Source organism: Kribbella sp. VKM Ac-2566, assembly GCF_004366005.1.
Taxonomy (GTDB): Bacteria; Actinomycetota; Actinomycetes; order Propionibacteriales; family Kribbellaceae; genus Kribbella; species Kribbella pratensis.
This window is the reverse complement of record NZ_SODT01000009.1, coordinates 877742-893971: the sequence shown is the minus strand read 5'-3', so window position 1 is coordinate 893971 and position 16230 is coordinate 877742. Positions and strand designations below refer to the sequence as shown.

19 protein-coding genes are annotated in these 16230 nt (G+C 68.1%); 6 read left to right on the top strand and 13 right to left on the bottom strand.

What is annotated here, in order from left to right:
* Positions 1 to 150 precede the first annotated feature (150 nt).
* Positions 151 to 1143, bottom strand: coding sequence for a LacI family DNA-binding transcriptional regulator (locus EV647_RS15775; protein WP_134003373.1), 993 nt, complete (start codon positions 1141 to 1143; stop codon positions 151 to 153).
* Between the two features lie 79 nt (positions 1144 to 1222).
* On the opposite strand from EV647_RS15775, the gene EV647_RS15770 reads away from it, so the two are divergent.
* From EV647_RS15770 to EV647_RS15760, 3 genes are read left to right on the top strand one after another with little or no spacing between them, the layout of a single operon-like run.
* Positions 1223 to 2470, top strand: a complete 1248-nt coding sequence (locus tag EV647_RS15770; RefSeq protein WP_370343369.1) for a DUF4032 domain-containing protein — start codon at positions 1223 to 1225, stop codon at positions 2468 to 2470.
* A gap of 55 nt (positions 2471 to 2525) precedes the next feature.
* Positions 2526 to 3020, top strand: coding sequence for a SigE family RNA polymerase sigma factor (locus tag EV647_RS15765; protein WP_134003371.1), 495 nt, complete (start codon positions 2526 to 2528; stop codon positions 3018 to 3020).
* A 1-nt stretch (position 3021) separates the two neighbouring features.
* Complete coding sequence (locus EV647_RS15760) at positions 3022 to 4062, top strand: hypothetical protein (RefSeq protein WP_134003369.1); 1041 nt, start codon at positions 3022 to 3024, stop codon at positions 4060 to 4062.
* A gap of 10 nt (positions 4063 to 4072) precedes the next feature.
* On the opposite strand, the gene EV647_RS15755 is transcribed toward EV647_RS15760, so the two are convergent.
* From EV647_RS15755 to EV647_RS43710, 8 genes are all read right to left on the bottom strand, one after another.
* Entirely contained in the window at positions 4073 to 4474 is a 402-nt protein-coding gene (locus EV647_RS15755) for a type II toxin-antitoxin system VapC family toxin (protein WP_134003367.1), read from the bottom strand.
* On the bottom strand, positions 4474 to 4746 hold the full coding sequence (locus EV647_RS15750) for a type II toxin-antitoxin system Phd/YefM family antitoxin (RefSeq protein WP_133787274.1): 273 nt from the start codon (positions 4744 to 4746) through the stop codon (positions 4474 to 4476). The genes EV647_RS15755 and EV647_RS15750 overlap by 1 nt, the downstream gene beginning before the upstream one ends.
* 99 nt (positions 4747 to 4845) lie before the next feature.
* Complete coding sequence (locus EV647_RS15745) at positions 4846 to 5670, bottom strand: family 16 glycosylhydrolase (protein WP_166680338.1); 825 nt, start codon at positions 5668 to 5670, stop codon at positions 4846 to 4848.
* Entirely contained in the window at positions 5670 to 6491 is an 822-nt protein-coding gene (locus EV647_RS15740; RefSeq protein WP_133787272.1) for a carbohydrate ABC transporter permease, read from the bottom strand. Before EV647_RS15740 ends, EV647_RS15745 begins: the two co-directional genes overlap by 1 nt.
* On the bottom strand, positions 6488 to 7474 hold the full coding sequence (locus tag EV647_RS15735) for a carbohydrate ABC transporter permease (protein ID WP_134003364.1): 987 nt from the start codon (positions 7472 to 7474) through the stop codon (positions 6488 to 6490). Before EV647_RS15735 ends, EV647_RS15740 begins: the two co-directional genes overlap by 4 nt.
* On the bottom strand, positions 7471 to 8835 hold the full coding sequence (locus EV647_RS15730; RefSeq protein WP_134003362.1) for an extracellular solute-binding protein: 1365 nt from the start codon (positions 8833 to 8835) through the stop codon (positions 7471 to 7473). Before EV647_RS15730 ends, EV647_RS15735 begins: the two co-directional genes overlap by 4 nt.
* A 10-nt stretch (positions 8836 to 8845) precedes the next feature.
* Positions 8846 to 9625, bottom strand: coding sequence for an NAD(P)-dependent oxidoreductase (locus tag EV647_RS15725; protein WP_134003360.1), 780 nt, complete (start codon positions 9623 to 9625; stop codon positions 8846 to 8848).
* Positions 9586 to 9705 (bottom strand): CxxxxCH/CxxCH domain-containing protein, encoded by a 120-nt coding sequence (locus EV647_RS43710; RefSeq protein WP_133787268.1) that lies wholly within the window; start codon positions 9703 to 9705, stop codon positions 9586 to 9588. The genes EV647_RS15725 and EV647_RS43710 overlap by 40 nt, the downstream gene beginning before the upstream one ends.
* A 63-nt stretch (positions 9706 to 9768) precedes the next feature.
* Between EV647_RS43710 and EV647_RS15715 the strand changes: the two genes are divergently transcribed.
* The 3 genes from EV647_RS15715 to EV647_RS15705 are packed head-to-tail and all read left to right on the top strand — an operon-like array spanning position 9769 to position 13399.
* Positions 9769 to 11016: an ROK family transcriptional regulator gene (locus EV647_RS15715; RefSeq protein WP_134003358.1), complete on the top strand. Its 1248-nt coding sequence runs from the start codon at positions 9769 to 9771 to the stop codon at positions 11014 to 11016.
* Positions 11013 to 12158 (top strand): galactonate dehydratase, encoded by a 1146-nt coding sequence (gene dgoD / locus EV647_RS15710; protein WP_134003356.1) that lies wholly within the window; start codon positions 11013 to 11015, stop codon positions 12156 to 12158. The genes EV647_RS15715 and dgoD overlap by 4 nt, the downstream gene beginning before the upstream one ends.
* Positions 12152 to 13399, top strand: a complete 1248-nt coding sequence (locus tag EV647_RS15705; RefSeq protein WP_202876173.1) for a glycoside hydrolase family 27 protein — start codon at positions 12152 to 12154, stop codon at positions 13397 to 13399. Before dgoD ends, EV647_RS15705 begins: the two co-directional genes overlap by 7 nt.
* A gap of 60 nt (positions 13400 to 13459) precedes the next feature.
* On the opposite strand, the gene EV647_RS15700 is transcribed toward EV647_RS15705, so the two are convergent.
* The 4 genes from EV647_RS15700 to EV647_RS15685 all read right to left on the bottom strand — a co-directional run bounded on the left by EV647_RS15700 (position 13460) and on the right by EV647_RS15685 (position 16203).
* Positions 13460 to 13735: a hypothetical protein gene (locus EV647_RS15700; protein WP_134003354.1), complete on the bottom strand. Its 276-nt coding sequence runs from the start codon at positions 13733 to 13735 to the stop codon at positions 13460 to 13462.
* Positions 13736 to 13832: 97 nt separating this feature from the next.
* A complete protein-coding gene (locus EV647_RS15695) occupies positions 13833 to 14288 on the bottom strand; it encodes an NUDIX hydrolase (RefSeq protein ID WP_134003352.1) in 456 nt (151 codons plus the stop codon).
* Positions 14288 to 15055: a 3-hydroxyacyl-CoA dehydrogenase gene (locus EV647_RS15690; protein ID WP_134003350.1), complete on the bottom strand. Its 768-nt coding sequence runs from the start codon at positions 15053 to 15055 to the stop codon at positions 14288 to 14290. The genes EV647_RS15695 and EV647_RS15690 overlap by 1 nt, the downstream gene beginning before the upstream one ends.
* The gene (locus EV647_RS15685) at positions 15055 to 16203 is read right to left on the bottom strand and encodes an acyl-CoA dehydrogenase family protein (protein WP_134003348.1); all 1149 of its coding nucleotides are present in this window, start codon (positions 16201 to 16203) and stop codon (positions 15055 to 15057) included. The genes EV647_RS15690 and EV647_RS15685 overlap by 1 nt, the downstream gene beginning before the upstream one ends.
* Positions 16204 to 16230: the final 27 nt, after the last annotated feature.

Genomic DNA, 16230 nt, shown 5'->3' with positions numbered 1-16230 from the left:
GTGCCGACACCGTAGGGAACTGGACGCATGAACGCAATACTTCGATCTATGATTGCAAAAACATGACTGCATGTGGGAGATTGCCTGCCGGAGGACAAACGACAGCAGCCGCCGACCTCATCGGTCAGCGGCTGCTCGGTACGGCGTGGACTAGATGCGCGCCCGTGCGGTGGAGGCGCGGACGACGAGCTCGGGCTCGAAGAGAAGCTCGTCGGCGGGGACGACGGCGCGTTCGATCAGGGCGACCAGCATGTCGACGGCGGCGCGTCCCATCGCGTCGATCGGTTGCCGGACGGTGGTCAGCGGCGGATCGGTGCAGTTCATCATCGCGGAGTCGTCGTACCCAATTACCGAGACCTCGTCGGGGACGCTCAGGCCGGCCCGGCGTACGGCGCGGATGGCACCGAGGGCGAGGATGTCGCTGGCGCAGACGATACCGGTGACACCGGAGTTCACCAGCTTGGTCGCGGCCGCATGCCCGCCCTCGAGCGAGAACATCGTGTGCTCGACCAGCCCCGGATCCGCCTCCTCAGCGGCCATGAACGCCTCCAGCTTCCGCCGCGACGGGATGTGGTCGCGTGGGCCGAGAACCATCCCGATCCGCCGATGGCCAAGGGCGCGCAGGTGGCCGATCGCCATCTCCGCGGCGACGTAGTCGTCCGACGAGACCTGCGGGAAGCCGAGGTGATCGACGGCCGCGTTCACCAGTACGGTCGGCAGCTTCCGCTCCTGGATCAGCTCGTAGTGACCGTGCGGCGCGTCCGCCTGCGCGTAGAACCCGCCGGCGAACACGACCCCGGACACCTGCTGCTGGAGGAGCAGGTCCACGTAGTCGGCCTCGGACACACCGCCGACCGTGCGGGTGCAGAGCAAGGACGTGAAACCTTGCTGCGCGAGCGCTCCGCCGACGACCTCGGCGAACGCCGGGAAGATCGGGTTCTGCAACTCGGGCAGCACCAGCCCGACCAGCCGGGCGCGATCACCCCGGAGCTGCGTGGGCCGCTCGTACCCGAGCACGTCGAGCGCGGTCAGGACGGCTTCCCGGGTCGCCTCGGACACACCGGGCTTCCCGTTCAGCACCCGGCTCACCGTGGCTTCACTGACCCCGACCTTCTTGGCCACCTCTGCAAGTCGTCGTGTCATGACGCAAACTCTACGCCTATTCACGCAAGAACTTGCAAGCACTTGCGTATCTGACTGAACCCTCAGGCACCCTCTCGGGATTCCTGACACACTGGGAGCCGTGCCTCGATTCGTCGCCACCCGCCCGGACACCGGTCTGCTGTCGCTCCCGTGGGACATCCCGCTGGAGGACTGGCCCGAAGATCAGCTGGTCGCGCTGCCGCGCGGTATCTCGCGGCACGTCGTCCGCTTCGTCCGGGTCAACGGCAGCGTGTACGCGATCAAAGAGGTCCTCGAGCACCTGGCGATGCACGAGTACCGCCTGCTCCGCGACCTCGAGCGACTGGAGACGCCGTCCGTCGAGCCCGTCGGCGTGATCACCGATCGGGTCGACCGCAACGGCGAGCCGATCGACTCGATCCTGATCACCCGGCACCTGCAGTTCTCGCTGCCGTATCGCGCCCTGTTCTCCAGCACCCTGCGGCCCGACACGGTCAACCGTCTGATCGACGCGCTCGTCGCGCTGATCGTCCGGCTGCACCTGAACGGGTTCTTCTGGGGCGACTGCTCGCTGTCCAACACCTTGTTCCGCCGGGACGCCGGCGCGTTCGCGGCGTACCTGGTGGACGCCGAGACCGGTGAGCTGCACCAGGACATCTCCGACGGGCAGCGGGCACACGACCTCTACACCGCGGAGATCAATCTGTTCGGTGAGCTCCTCGACCTGCAGGAGGGCGGCCTGCTCGACGAGGCGATCGACCCGCAGGAGACGGTCGAGTCGATCCAGAAGCGGTACGAGGCGCTCTGGGCCGAGCTGACCGCACCGGAGGAGTTCGCGAACGACGAGATGCACCGGCTGGACACCCGGATCCGGCGGCTGAACGAGCTCGGCTTCGACGTCGCGGAGATCGACATCATCACCGACTGGGACGGCAGCCAGGTCCGGATCCAGCCGAAGGTCGTCGACGCCGGTCACCACTCCCGGCGGCTGCTGCGACTGACCGGGCTGGACGTCGAGGAGAACCAGGCTCGCCGGCTGCTGAACGACCTGGACTCGTTCGCCGCCTCGACCGACCAGCAGAACGAGGACGAGGAGATCGTCGCCCACCAGTGGCTGACCGAGGTCTTCGAGCCTGTCGTGCAGTCGGTCCCGCGCAACCTGCGCGGGAAGCTCGAGCCCGCCGAGGTGTTCCACGAGGTGCTCGAGCACCGGTGGTTCCTGTCGGAGCAGGCCGGGCACGAGGTCGACACGTTGGAGGCGGCCCGCTCGTACGTGAACGACGTACTGGCCGCGAAGCCGGACGAGAAACTGGCGCTGCCGACACCGACGCTTCCCGAACCTGACTGACCCCCCTGCAACGTTCCGGGCCTCGCCGGCGTGATGTGGGTGTGGGAGGTGCCGGATGGAGACGCCGGAGTTCGACGAGTGGGTGGCGCAGCGGGGGGCCGCGCTGTTGCGGTTCGCCTACCTGCTCACCCGCGACCACGCGCGCGCCGAGGAGGCCGTGCAGGACGCGCTGCTCGCCGCGTACTCACGGTGGGCCCGGATCTGCCGCGGTCAGGATCCCGAGGCGTACGTCCGCCGGTCGATCGTGAACGCCGACATCTCCCGCTGGCGCCGGTTCCTCCGGCGCGAGACGCCCACCGCGGATCCGGTACAGACAGCTTCCCGGCCCGATCATGCCGACGCCCAGGCGGAGCACGACGCGGTCTGGACGCTTTGTGCGACGTTGCCGACCAAGCAACGAGCCGCCGTCATCCTGCGGTACTACGAGGACCTGCCCGACGCCGAGATCGCCGGAATCCTCGACTGCTCGCCCGCCACTGTCCGCTCGCAGATTCATCGGGCGCTGGCCACTCTGCGGACCACGCTGACCACGGCCGAGGAGGCCACCTGAGATGGACGCTACCGAAGACCTGATCGTGGAAAGCCTGTCGAAGCACGCGGTGGACGCGCCCTCGGACGAGCACCTGCTGTCGACTGTCCATCACCACCTGCGCCGCCGCCGTACCGGTCGCACCATCGGGGCGGCCGTGCTGGCCTGCGCGGCCGTCGCGACCGCGATCACCGCGAGCCACTCGCTCACGGGCGAACTCCGAACCGACCCGCAGGTCGCCCGGCCCGGCACACCCGAGTCCGGCTGGCACTGGGAGTCGTACAAGACCGCGCAGGTCCAGGTCCCGGACTCGTGGACGCAGTACATCTCCGGGCCGGCACCTTGTACGACGTTCGGCAATGCTGCGCTCCCCACCATCGGACGGTTCAACGACTGGCTTGGGAAGAGCTCCTACACGTGCGAGGACGCCGTACTCCCGCTGGGGCGGCGTGCGCCGTACCTGTGGTTCAACGACGTCCAGGCGCCTGGGACCAAGCAGTACGACGCCGGCTGGACCGAGGAGACCCGACTGGTCGGCGGCACCAAGATCAGCGTGCTGACCCAGGACGACGCGCTCCGCCGCCGCATTCTGGACTCGGCCCGCCCGATCACCGGCACGGACTACTACGGCTGCTCGCCGACCGACCTCGGACCGAGGGGCACAGGCCTGAATGCGAAGGACACGATCACGTCGGCCAACATCTGTGAGTACTGGCATGGCTCGCTGGTCTCGGGATCCCGGCTCGCCGCCAAGCCCGCCGGGGCGTTCGCGCAGCGAGTCAACGCCTCACCAGAAGGTCCACAGCCGGCCCGTTTCGAGGGGTGCAGGCAGCCCGACCAACGGACCTACGTCGTCACGCTGCACGGCCGCGAGAAGTCCTACCCGGTGTGGCTCATCGCCGACTACTGCACCGTGGACCACTCCTTCCCGACCGACGACGGCACCACCCAACGCCGCGCCGACGCCATCACCCTCGACCTGATCAGGCAGGGCGTCCATCACCCCAACCAACCCAGCGACCTCTTCGACCCAGCCGGTCCCCTCACTCCCTCACCGCGGTGAACGCTGAACCTCACGACATCCCAGGGCTGACGACGGGCAGCCCGATCGCCTTCGCGGTGGCCAGGAGCCGACGGTCGTAGGTGACGAAGGCAGTGAGATCGTCGCCCAGCACGGCGTCCGCCGTCGCGAGGTGGATCGAGTCCAGCGAGCGGATCCACGGGTCCTGATAGGAGGCCGCAGTGCTGCGCACCGTCTCGTCGACGTCATACACGGAAACGTGGGCCAGGACGGATGGGGCGGATGTGAGAAGGGCCGGCTCAGATCGCCGGAGGGCACGAGGCAATTCCACCTCCACCAAAGCCGACGAGACGAAGATCCGATCGACTTGCTCGTTGAGCCAATCGACGAGCTCGTCCGACGCGGCCTCACGTCGGACGAGCTTCACCAACGCCGCTGTGTCCAGGTAAATCATCAGTAGCGCTCCTCGTCACGCATCTGCTCCAAGAGTGCACCGGCCTCGTGATCGGTCCGCACCTCGCCCTTCGGTCGTGAGAAGGCTCTAGTCAGCCGAGCCGGCCGGAAACTCCCTGTGGCGAGCAGCCACGCCGTTGGCGATGCCTCAGCTGGCACCAGTCGCGCGACGACCACGCCGCGTTCGGTGATGTCGATCTCCTCGCCCTGCTTGACCCGGGCCAGCACCCGGGCCGTCTCCTGGTTCAACATCCGGATCGGAACTTCAGCCATGGCCTCAGAATAGTACATATTTGTCTGACACCCACCCTTCGTTGTGGTCGCCAGAGAAGGTACGGGTGTTTCGATCCGGATCTGCCCTTGTCCACAGGGCTATTTCGACTGATAGGCCCGGACGTAGTCGATGTCGAAGGAGTTGGGGAACGGGGTGGTGGCGTCGGGTGGGCCGCCGCGGTCGGGGTTGGCCCAGGTGCCGCTGTTGAGGACGACGTACATCGGTTTGTCGGGGACCTGGGCGCCGGTGATCGTCGAGGTTGGTCTGCCGTCGACGGTGAAGGTGATGCGGCCGGGTGACCACAGCACGCCGTACGTGTGCCAGCCGGTCGTGGGATTGAGTCCGGTCGCCCAATGGCTGTCCCAGCGGACGTCCGGCCAGGTGCCCGACGCCAGGCCGCTGTGCATGCTCTCGATACTCCCGAACCATTCGGCGACGTCGATCTCCGGCGGCCAGCTGCGGTCCTGCGGAATCAGCCAGAACGCCGGCCACAACCCCTTGCCGGCCGGGAACTTCGCGCAGATCTCCCAGTACCCGTACGTCTGGAAGAACTTGTCGTGCGAGGAGATGAACCCCTCGGTGTACTGGTAGGTCCCGGCCGGATCCGTGCCGACCACCGGCTTGTTGTCGGTCACCAGCCGCAACTTCCCGTCGGACAGCACAACGTTCTCGTCGACGGCGTAACTCCCGTACGACGTGTTGTGGAAATGCCCGCCCGCCCGTCCGGGGAAGTCCATCACCGTGCTCCACGACCGCCGGTCCAACGCCTCCCCACCGAACTCGTCATGCCAACTCAACCGCATCCCAGCAGGTTGCTGCGGCGCGGAGGCACACGTGGGACTCGTCGCCTGTGCTTGGACGGGGACGATGGTGAGGCTTGCCGCGAGCAACAGCACGGCAGCGGTGATGATTCGTAGTCTCATCATTTGATCCCTGACGTCGAGAAGCCGCTGACGAAGCGGCGTTGCATGAACAGGAAGAGGATCAGGACGGGGAGGACATACATGACGGCACCGGCGGCGACCAGGTTGTTCATCGGGAGACCCTTGTCGTTGACGTAGCCGGTGGCCATCGCCACAGCCAGGGTCGTGCTGTCCTGGCTGAGGAACATGGCCGGGCCGACGAAGTCACCCCAGGCGTGCGTGAAGGAAAGGATCACGCTGGCCGCGATCACCGGCCAGGACTGCGGCAGGAAGATCCGCCAGAAGATCCCGACGTACCCGCAGCCGTCGATGATCGCGGCCTCCTCCATCTCCCGCGGGATACCGGCGAAGAACTGCCGGAACAGGAAGATCAGGAACGCGCTGCCACCCAGCCCCCACGCGACCCACGGCCAGTACGTGTTGACCATGTGCAGCTTCGCGAAGATCAGGTACGTCGGAACGAGTGTGACGATCCCCGGCAACATCATCGTCGCGAGCAGCACGACGAACAACTGCTTCTTGCCGGGCGCGGTCAGCCGCGCGAACCCGAATCCGACCCAGGCCGAGCTCAGTGTGGTCAACGTCGTGCTGATGAACGCGATGGTCAGCGAGTTCTGCGCGGCGCCGAGGAAGTTCACGCTGGTGATCGCCTCTGTGTAGTTCTCGAACCGCGGCTGCGACGGCCACCAGGTCGGCGGGAACGACGCCATGTCCGCCGACGACTTCAGCGAACTCGACACCAGCCACAGGATCGGGCTGATCATCACCAGGACGACAGCCAGCAGTACGAGGGACAGCGCCCACCGGTAGGTCCGCGTCATTTCGAGGTCCCTTCCGGTTCGACGGTATAGAAGACGGTCCGGGCGCTCACCTTGATGATCAGCAGGGTGACGAGCAGGATCACCGCGAACAGCAGCCACAACATCGCCGACGCGTAGCCGAAGCGGGAGGCGCTGAAGTACTGGGCGAAGACGTGGATCATGTACAGGTAGTTGCCCTGAGGCACCGCACCGGCGCCGCTGAGCGAGCCTGACGACAACAGCAACGGCGCGAACGACTGCAGCGAACCGATCATGCCGGTGATCACCTGGAACAGAATCACCGGCGACAGCAGCGGGATGGTGATCCTGGTGAACGACTGCCAGTACGACGCCCCGTCGACCTGCGCGGCCTCGAGCAGCTCCCGCGGAATGTCCTGCAATCCCGCCAGCGAGATGATCATCGATCCGCCGCAGCCCCACAGCACCAGGGCATACAGCACATAGCGGACGTTCGGATCCACCAGCCAGGTGATCGGGTTCGCACCGAGGGTGCTCAGGATGCCGTTCGCCGCGCCGGCGTCGCGGTCGAAGATCAACCGGAACGTCAGGGCCGCGCCGACCGGCGGCACCACGGCCGGCAGATAGATCAGCGCCCGGTACAGCCCCCGCGCCCGGATCGGCTGGTTCACCATCACCGCCAGGAGCAGCCCGGCCAGGATCGACAACGGAACGGTGACGAGCGCGAACATGCCGGTCTTGGCGAGCGAGCTCAGGGTCAGCGGGTCGTGGAAGATGTCGACGTAGTTCTGGAAGCCGACGAAGTGCGTCCGGGGCGACAGGCCGTCGGAGTCCGTCAGGCTGAGCCAGAACGCATACCCGAGCGGGAACACGGTCAGGCCCACGAACCCGAGAACCCACGGCGCGACGAACAGGTAGAAGGTGCGCGCCTTGCGCAGGGTCGGCGGCTTCTTCTTCCGGTCCGGGCGCTCGACCGCGGCCTCCGCGACGGTGGAACGCCGTACGTCGGTCAGAGCGGAGCTCACCGCAACCGCTTCTTTCCGTCCGCGAGCTGCGCGTTGATCTGCGAGTTCAGCGTATCGGCGAACTGACCGGCCGACATCGAGCCCTTGATTGCCTTGGGCAACTCCCGGGTGATGACCGCGTTGATCGCGTCCTGCCGGACGTACGGTGTGACGGACGTGACCGAGAAGTGCTGCTGCTCGGCCATCTGCACCTCGTAGGCCTGCTTCTGGTACGGCAGCTTCTGCGGCATCAGCTTCTGCAGCGACTTGAGTGGTGGGATGCCCCAGCCGCCGGCCGCCCGCGCCTTGGCAGGGTCGCCGGCCATGAACCACTCCAGCACGGCCCAGGCGGCGTCCTTGTTCTTGCTCGCCTTGGGGATCCACAAGCCGGTCGCGCCGAAACATGGACTGATCCGCCGGCCGGTGTCGAACTGCGGCGCCGGCGCGAAGCCCGCGACCTTGGCGGACTTCGGGTCGCCGGCGAACAGGCCACCGAGCCAGTAGCCGCTGAGCGTGGCCGCCATCCGGCCGGCCTGGAAGGTCGGGCCGTCCCAGCCGTTCGGGTCGGGGTTGAGCACGGTCGGCCCGATGCCCGCCTTCGCGTAGTCCAGGTACCAGGTGAGCGCACGCTGCGCCTCCGGGCTGCTGAAGTCGACAGAGGCCAGGTCGTCGGACGTCAGCTTCCCGCCGGCCAGGTCTGTCAGCCAGCTCAGCTGCGTGAACAGGCCCAGCCCGTTCGGGTTCAGGCCGTAGACGCTGACCTTGGCGCCCTGCCGCTTCACCAAGCGCTTGCCCTCGTCGAGCAGCTCGTCGAGCAGCAGCGGCGTCGTCGCACTCGGATGGGTCACCTTCGCCGCGTCGAACAGCGCGCTGTTGAACCAGATCGTGCAGTCCTGCGAATAGTCCTTTGCGAAACCGTACCGCGGACCACTACCCTGCTTCTCGCCGTCGAACCGCCAGAGGTCGTTGACCGGGTCGATGTCGTCGGCCTTGATCAGCGTGCTCTTGGCGAAGTACGGATCCAGGTTCTCCGCCACCTGCCGCGCCACCAGGTACGGCGTGTCGAGCGCACCCATGCCCCGGACCACGTCCGGCGGGTTGCCGCTGGCCAGCATCGCGGTCAGCTTGGTCAGGTCGTACTCGACGGTCTTCACGGTGACACCGAGCGCCTGCCCGGCGGCCTTCGCCTCCTTCGGGCCGAACTCGCCCGACTGCGACATGACGGTCACAGTGCCCTTGGCGGCCGAGCCCGTGCCGGGAGCGGCGGCCGGAGTATTCGTGGAGGACGCGGGTGAGCAGCCCACCGCCAGCGCACCGCCGGCGGCCGCGCTGCCGAGCGCCAGGAACCGGCGGCGGGAGAGCCCTGCGTTCGTTGTGGTCATGGCCAGCCTCTCAATCGGATGTCTCGGGGTCGAACAGCCGGCAGACCGGGCCGGAGGAGGGGCCGGCCCGGTCCGCCAGGGCTTCGCTGTCGTCTTCAGGTCGATAGCCCAGCTCGTGCCGGGCGGAGGTGGTGTCCCAGTAGTTGCGGGTGTTCGCGGACACACCGAAATGCACGCCGTACCGCTCTCGCGCCTGCAGGGCGGCGAGCATAAGCCGGCCGGCGTCGTCGTCGGACAGCCACTGCCCGAGGTAGCGCCGTTCGGTCGGCGGCCAACCGGTCAGTCCCAGACGAAGGCAGGTGACCGATGTACCGGTGCGCTCGGCATGGGTCCGGCCGAGTGCCTCCAGGACGACCTTGCCCAGTCCGTACGGACAACACGGGCGCGGGTCGAGCCGTGGATCGACAGGCCAGTACTGCGGCCGGTTGTACTCACCCAGCGCGTGCAGCGAACTGGCCAGCACCAGCTTCGGTACGGCGTGCGCCGCGGCGGCCTCGAGTACAACCTGGGTCGTCCACACGTTGGCGGCGTACACGCTGTCCCACGTCTGCCAGGGACTGCTGTTCCCGGCCAGGTGCAGGACGGCGTCAGCTCCGGCCAAGGCGTCGCGGATCTCTTCTGGATCGCCCAGGTCGGCCTGCACGAGCCCGGCAGTTCGCCGCGCCGGTACGGCGCTGTCGATCAGCCGCACCCTGTAGTGCTTGCGCAGCCACGGCAGTACGACCGTGGCGACGCGCCCCAGTCCGCCGGTCACCACCACCAGCGGCGCGTTGTCGAGCTCAGCGTCCATGTCGTTCGTCCGGTCGCCGGGCCCGGGGTGGTCCCCGGGCTGTGGCAGGAATTGTTCGAGCACTTCGCCGTTTGTGTCAAGAGTGTGAACGCAGTTTGTCAGTTTTGTTGACGGCGGTTCGGAGTTCGTCAATACTTTTCGTCGTGGCTGCCAAGGACACCGGATCTCTACGAGCGCTGCGGCGCACGAACTCCGAACGGATGCTGTCCGCGCTGATGGAGCACGGAGCACTGCACCGGGCGGAGCTGGCGCGGATCTGCGGTGTGTCCCGGACGACGGTGTCGACGATCGTGGCCGACCTGATCACCGGCGGCGTGGTGATCGAGGTGGTCGGCGACCAGGTCGCGCGGGCCGGTATCGACGCGTCCGAGGTCGACGGCCGGGCTCGTGGCTTCCTGCGGGCCAACCCGGCGGCCGGCGCGGCCTCCGGCCTCGACTTCACCCTCGAACGCGTCTGGTGCCATCTCACCGACCTGTCCGGCGAGACGCTGGCCAGCGACGGCGTCCGCGTGGGTCGGGACACCCCGTGGCAGGAGCGGCTCGCGGCCGGGATCGAGCTGCTCGACGGCCTGCTGGAGCAGACCGGTCGCGGTCGCGACAACCTGGTCGGCGTCGCGATCGGCGTGCCCGGGCCGCTCGACCTGCAGACCGGTGTGGTCGGTCCGTCGCTGCCCGGTCAGGCCTGGGCGGGGGTGAACGTCGCGGCGGAGTTCGGCCGGCGTCTCGACGTACCGGTGCTGGTGGAGAACAACACGCGGCTGGAGGCGGTGGCCGAGTTCACCTGGGGCGCGGGGCGGGACGTCCGCGACGTGCTCTATCTCGGGTTGTCGACCGGGATCGGGTCCGGGTTGCTTGTCGACGGCAACCTTCATCACGGCGGCGCCCGCGGTGGCGGCGGCGAGATCGGCCACCTGTCGGCGGACTCGAACGGTGCGCTCTGCCCGTGCGGGAATCGCGGCTGCCTGGTGCACTACGCGTCGCTTCCCGCCGTACTCACGGCTCTCGCGCCGGTGCTCGGCGAGGACGCCGGTCTCGAGGAGTTACTCGCAGCCGCCGCCGACGGTCAGCCGGAAACGTTGCAGGTGCTGCGTGATGCCGGTGAGCTGACCGGGCGGGTGCTCGCGAACATCTGCAACCTGCTGAACCCGGAGCGGATCATCGTCGGCGGCGAGCTCGCGCGGGCCGGCGACCTGATCCTGGATCCGATCCGCGCCACCCTGCGCCGTACGGCGATGGCACTCACCCGCGATGTCGACGTCGTCGCGGCCGAGCTCGACCTCGGCGCCCGCGCCGGTGCGTCCGGCGCCGCCGCCCTGGTGCTCCGCCAGACCGACCAACTGGTCGCCGCGCTCCTGTCCGCCCCTGACCGCCAACCGAATGAGGCAGTGTGAAGATCGTCGGATACGAGACGTTCCTGGTGGCGCCGCGGTGGCAGTTCCTGCGGATCGACACCGACGAAGGGATCAGCGGGTGGGGTGAGCCGATCGTCGAGGGCCGCGCCGAGGCGGTCCAGGGCGCGGTCGCGGCCCTGATGGAGTACTTGGTCGGCGCGGATCCGCTGCGGATCGAGGAGCACTGGCAGGTGATGGCGAAGGGCGGCTTCTACCGCGGCGGTCCGGTGCTGTCGAGTGCGCTCGCCGGGATCGACCAGGCGCTGTGGGACATCAAGGGTCGGTACCACGAGGTCCCTGTGCACGAGTTGCTCGGCGGGCCGGTCCGGGATCGGGCGCGCGTCTACACCTGGGTCCACGGCCGCGACAACGCGCAGCTGGTCGACGAGGCCGAAGCCAAGGTGGAGAAGGGCTTCACGGCCCTCAAGCTCAACCTGTCCGAGGCGCTGCCGCCGATCCCCTCGCCTGCTCAGCTCCGGGCCGCGGTGAGCCGGGTCGAGGCGTTGCGCGACGCACTCGGTGACGGTATCGACATCGCGCTCGATTTCCACGGCCGGTTCAGTACGGCGGCGACGCGGCAGATCCTGCCCCTGCTCGAGCCGCTATTGCCGATGTTCGTCGAGGAGCCGGTGCTGCCCGAGTTCGCCCGCGACCTGCGCCGGATCACCGAATCGACCAGTATCCCGATCGCCACCGGCGAGCGGCTGTTCTCCCGCTGGGACTTCCGCGACGTGCTGACCACCGGCATCGCGGTCGCGCAGCCTGACATCTCGCACGCCGGCGGCATCTCCGAAGTACGCCGGATCGCCGCGATGGCCGAGGCGTACGACGTGAGCGTCGCCCCGCACTGCCCGCTCGGGCCGATCACGCTGGCCGCGAGCCTGCAACTCGACTTCGCGATCCCGAACTTCCTGATCCAGGAGCAGAGCCTCGGCATCGAGTACGGCGGCGGCAACGCGCTGCTCGACTACCTGGTCGACCCGAACGTCTTCGCGTTCACCGACGGGCATGTGCAACGCCCCACCGGTCCGGGGCTGGGCATCCAGGTCAACGAGGACGTCGTACGGGCAGCCGCCGCGGAGCCGCATCGCTGGCGATCACCCGTGCTACGGCACGACGACGGATCCTTCGCGGAATGGTGAGCGCCCCGACCCCGCCGATGGGGTGGAACAGCTGGGACTGCTTCGGCACGACGGTCACCGAGGCCGAGGTGCTCGCGAACGCGCAGGTGATGCACGACCAGTTGCTGCCGTTCGGGTGGGACACGGTCGTCGTGGACATCGCCTGGTACGACCCCACCGCCCGATCGCACGGCTACAACGAGAATGCACCGGTCGTCCTGGACGACTACGGCCGCCAACTGCCGGCGCCGCTGCGGTTCCCCTCGGCCGCGGACGGCGCCGGCTTCGGGCCGTTGGCGGCGAAGGTGCACGAGCTCGGGCTGAAGTTCGGGTTGCACATCATGCGCGGCATCCCGAAGCGGGCGGTCGAGCTCGACCTGCCGGTGTACGGGACGCAGTGGACGGCGCGGGAGGTCGCGGATTCCGATCACGTCTGCGCGTGGAACCCGGACAATCTCGGGCTGAACCATGACCATCCCGGCGCGCAGGCGTACTACGACGCCCAGGTCGCGCAGTTCGCCGAGTGGGGTGTGGACTTCGTGAAGGCGGACGACATGCTCGCGCCGTACCACGATCGCGAGATCGCGGCGTACGCGCAGGCGATCGCACGGAGCGGGCGGGACATCGTCCTGTCCTTGTCACCCGGCACGCGGTTGTCGACGCATCACGTCGAGCATCTGCGTGCCAATGCGCAGCTCTGGCGGATCTCCGACGACTTGTGGGACCGGTGGGAGGACGTGCACGCGCAGTTCGCGCGACTGGCACGGTGGGCGCCGTTCCAGCAGCCCGGCGGCTGGGCGGACGCGGACATGCTGCCACTCGGCCACATCGGCATCCGCGCCGAACGCGGCGACGACCGCGACAGCCGCCTCACCGTCGACGAACAGAAGACCCTGCTCACCCTCTGGGTCATGGCCCGCTCTCCGCTCATGATGGGCGGCGACCTGCCCAGCACATCCCCGGAAACCCTTGCCCTGTTGAAGAACCCGGCCCTCGCCGAGCTGCTCACCACGTCGTACGACGGCCGCGAAATCATCCGCGAACCACTGGACGACGGGGAACTGATCGTCTGGACCGCGCAAGGCGACAACTGCTCTTACGCAGCACTGTTCTGGACCGGCGCTGCGCCTCGAGAGGTTCCGCTCCCTGCCGAACTTCCCACCCCGTCGCAAGACCTGTGGACCGGCACACCCACTACTGAGCGCGTGCACGTCGTCCCTGCGCACGGTGTTTGTTGGCTCAAGCTCAGCTCGGCGCTGTGAGGTTCGAGTTCGTGTCCGGGGCGATCCCCGATCCACCCCGGACACGAACTTCGACCGGACCTACTTGTAGACGACCCACAGCTCGTAGTCGTCGCCCGGAACAGCCGAGCCGTTGATGCACTTGTACTTCGTCCACTTGGTGCCGGCGGCACCGGCTGCGTGGCAGTCCGACTGCCAGAAGAAGTCACCGACGTACTCCCAGTTGTCGGCGGCAACAGCTGTCGAGGTCGTCGTGGCCACCGGAGCGTCGACCGCCTGTGCCGCCGGTACGGCGAGGCCACCCGCCGCGATCGCTCCGCCGGCCAGGACACTGTAGAAAACCCTGCGAATGTTCATGATCCGTACCTTTCGTGGTTGGCTCGAACACTTCGAGAGTGCCGGTCGAACCACGGCAGCCGCACCCCCTTTCGGCCGACCCCGAAAGGAGCGAGACCTATTCGATGAGGGCCGAAAGCAACCACTTGGAAAGGGGCGCATCCCCCAATTCCTGAAGGTCTTTCACCCACCGCACCTCGGCGATCTCAGGCGACAGGGTCAGCGCGTCGTCGCCGGGGACACTGGCGGTAAGGATCGTGAGGGTGTCGTGTTTGCCCTCGAGGGTGGTGACGGTGGTGTCGAGGACGGTGAAGGCATCGGGCGGTACGACGAGGCCCAGTTCCTCGTGGATCTCACGGGCAGCCGCCTGCGCCGGCGTTTCGCGAGCTGGTTTGTAGCCGCCGCCCGGTAGTGCCCAGCGGCGGGTGTCGGCGTACGAGTGGCGGACGACCAAGAAGCGGCCGTCCGCTTGTCGGAGCAGAGCCTTGACGCCGAACGTCGTGGGCTTGCGGACCCGGAACCAGAGTTGCGCGAACGGTGAGCCGGCGCGCAGCAGCAGGGCGCGGGGGCGCATCAGCGGGGTGGCATGCGGAGGGCGCCGTCCAGGCGGATTGTTTCGCCGTTGAGGAGTTGGTTGTCGAGGATGTGGCGGACGAGGGCGGCGTACTCGGAGGGCCTGCCGAGGCGGGAGGGATGGGGGACCTGTTGTTCGAGGACTGTGCGGGTTTCTTGGGGGAGGCCGGCGAGCATGGGGGTCTCCATCGTGCCGGGGGCGATCGTGACGACCCGGATGCCCTTGTCAGCGAGGTCGCGGGCGGCGGTCAGGGTCAGTGCGACGATGCCGCCCTTGCTGGACGCGTACGCCGCCTGCCCGACCTGACCGTCGTACGCCGCGATCGACGCGGTCATGATCACGACGCCGCGGTCACCGTCCGCAGAAGGCTCCAGCGCGACCATCCGCTCGGCGGCCAGCCGGAGCACGTTGAAGGTGCCGATCAGGTTGATCTCGATCACCTGCCGGAACGTTGCCAGCGGCAACGCGCCCTTCCGCCCGACGACCCGGCCGGGGGTGGCGACGCCGGCGCAGTTCACCACCACCCGCAGCGTGCCGAGCGCCTCCGCCGCGTCGAGCGCGGCGGTCACCGCGGTCTCGTCGGTGACGTCGGTCGGCGCGAACACCACCCGATCACCCAGCTCGTCCGCGACCGCCTTGCCGGCGGACGACGGCAGGTCGACGATCACGACGCCCAGTCCGTCCGCGGCCAACCGCCGTACGGTCGCCTCTCCGAGCCCGGAACCGCCACCGGTGACGAGAGCGACATCGGACGGACTGAACTGCATCACACGCTCCTGATGAGGTCGCGGCTGATCACGAGCCGCTGGATCTGGTTCGTACCTTCGAAGATCTGGGTCACCTTGGCCTCGCGCATGTAGCGTTCGACCGGGAACTCCCGGGTGTAACCGTACCCACCGAGCACCTGCACCGCGTCCGTGGTCACCTTCATCGCCGCGTCGGTGCAGACCAGCTTCGCGATCGCCGCCTGCTGCGTGAACGGCCGACCGAGGTCACGCCGGCGTGCGGCCTGCAGGTACGTCGACCGCCCGGACTCGACCGCGGTCGCCATGTCGGCGAGCAGGAACTGCACGCCCTGGAACTCCGCGATCGCCTGCCCGAACTGCTGTCGCTCCTTCGCGTACGTCGCCGCTGCTTCGAGGGCCGCCTGCGCGAGGCCGATCGCACACGCGGCGATCCCGAGCCGTCCGGAGTCCAGCGCGGACAGCGCGATCCGCATGCCCTGCCCTTCGGAGCCGATGAGGTTCGCGGCCGGGACCCGGACGTTGTCGTAGTTGACCAGTGTGGTGGTCGACCCGGTCAGGCCCATCTTCCGCTCCGGGGCGCCGAAGCTCAGCCCCTCGGCCGACGCGGGCACGTGGAACGCGGAGATCCCGTGCGTGCGCTCGTCGGAGGTCCGGGCGAAGGTGGTGTAGAAGTCGGCGTGCGAGCCGTGACTGATCCAGGCCTTGGTCCCGTTCAGGACGTAGTCGTCGCCGTCCCGGACGGCCCGCGTGGTCATCGAGCTGATGTCGGAGCCGGCCTGCGGCTCGGACAGCGCGTACGCACCGAGGTGCTCGCCGCCGATCATGTCCGGCAGCAGCCGCTGGCGCTGCTCGGCGGTCCCGAACGTCGCCAGGGCGTAGGTGGTCATCGTGTGCACCGAGACACCGACGCCGACCGACATCCAGGCAGCGGCGATCTCCTCGAGCATCTGCAGGTACACCTCGTACGGCTGCTCGGCGCCGCCGTACTGCTCCGGATAGGGCAGGCCGAGCAGACCGGCCTTACCGAGCGTCCGGAACGCGTCCCGCGGGAAGGTCTCGCTCTCCTCCGCCTGAGCGGCGTACGGCGTGAGCTCGTGCTCGCACAGGTCGCGGACCAGGGCGAGCAGGTCAACGGATTCGTCAGCCGGCAGGAGACGATCGACAGCCATCAGGCACCCCTCTCAACAGCTGACGAA

Bases quoted from the DNA above. Each gene is read 5' to 3' on its own strand.
- EV647_RS15745 (WP_166680338.1), bottom strand. From the start codon at position 5,670: ATGAGACTACGAATCATCACCGCTGCCGTGCTGTTGCTCGCGGCAAGC.
- EV647_RS15750 (WP_133787274.1), bottom strand. From the start codon at position 4,746: ATGGCTGAAGTTCCGATCCGGATGTTGAACCAGGAGACGGCCCGGGTG.
- EV647_RS15740 (WP_133787272.1), bottom strand. From the start codon at position 6,491: ATGACGCGGACCTACCGGTGGGCGCTGTCCCTCGTACTGCTGGCTGTC.
- EV647_RS15685 (WP_134003348.1), bottom strand. From the start codon at position 16,203: ATGGCTGTCGATCGTCTCCTGCCGGCTGACGAATCCGTTGACCTGCTC.
- EV647_RS15730 (WP_134003362.1), bottom strand. From the start codon at position 8,835: ATGACCACAACGAACGCAGGGCTCTCCCGCCGCCGGTTCCTGGCGCTC.
- EV647_RS15690 (WP_134003350.1), bottom strand. From the start codon at position 15,055: ATGCAGTTCAGTCCGTCCGATGTCGCTCTCGTCACCGGTGGCGGTTCC.
- EV647_RS15705 (WP_202876173.1), top strand. From the start codon at position 12,152: ATGGTGAGCGCCCCGACCCCGCCGATGGGGTGGAACAGCTGGGACTGC.
- EV647_RS15755 (WP_134003367.1), bottom strand. From the start codon at position 4,474: ATGATTTACCTGGACACAGCGGCGTTGGTGAAGCTCGTCCGACGTGAG.
- EV647_RS15700 (WP_134003354.1), bottom strand. From the start codon at position 13,735: ATGAACATTCGCAGGGTTTTCTACAGTGTCCTGGCCGGCGGAGCGATC.
- EV647_RS15765 (WP_134003371.1), top strand. From the start codon at position 2,526: ATGGAGACGCCGGAGTTCGACGAGTGGGTGGCGCAGCGGGGGGCCGCG.
- EV647_RS15760 (WP_134003369.1), top strand. From the start codon at position 3,022: ATGGACGCTACCGAAGACCTGATCGTGGAAAGCCTGTCGAAGCACGCG.
- EV647_RS15695 (WP_134003352.1), bottom strand. From the start codon at position 14,288: ATGCGCCCCCGCGCCCTGCTGCTGCGCGCCGGCTCACCGTTCGCGCAA.
- EV647_RS15775 (WP_134003373.1), bottom strand. From the start codon at position 1,143: ATGACACGACGACTTGCAGAGGTGGCCAAGAAGGTCGGGGTCAGTGAA.
- EV647_RS15725 (WP_134003360.1), bottom strand. From the start codon at position 9,625: ATGGACGCTGAGCTCGACAACGCGCCGCTGGTGGTGGTGACCGGCGGA.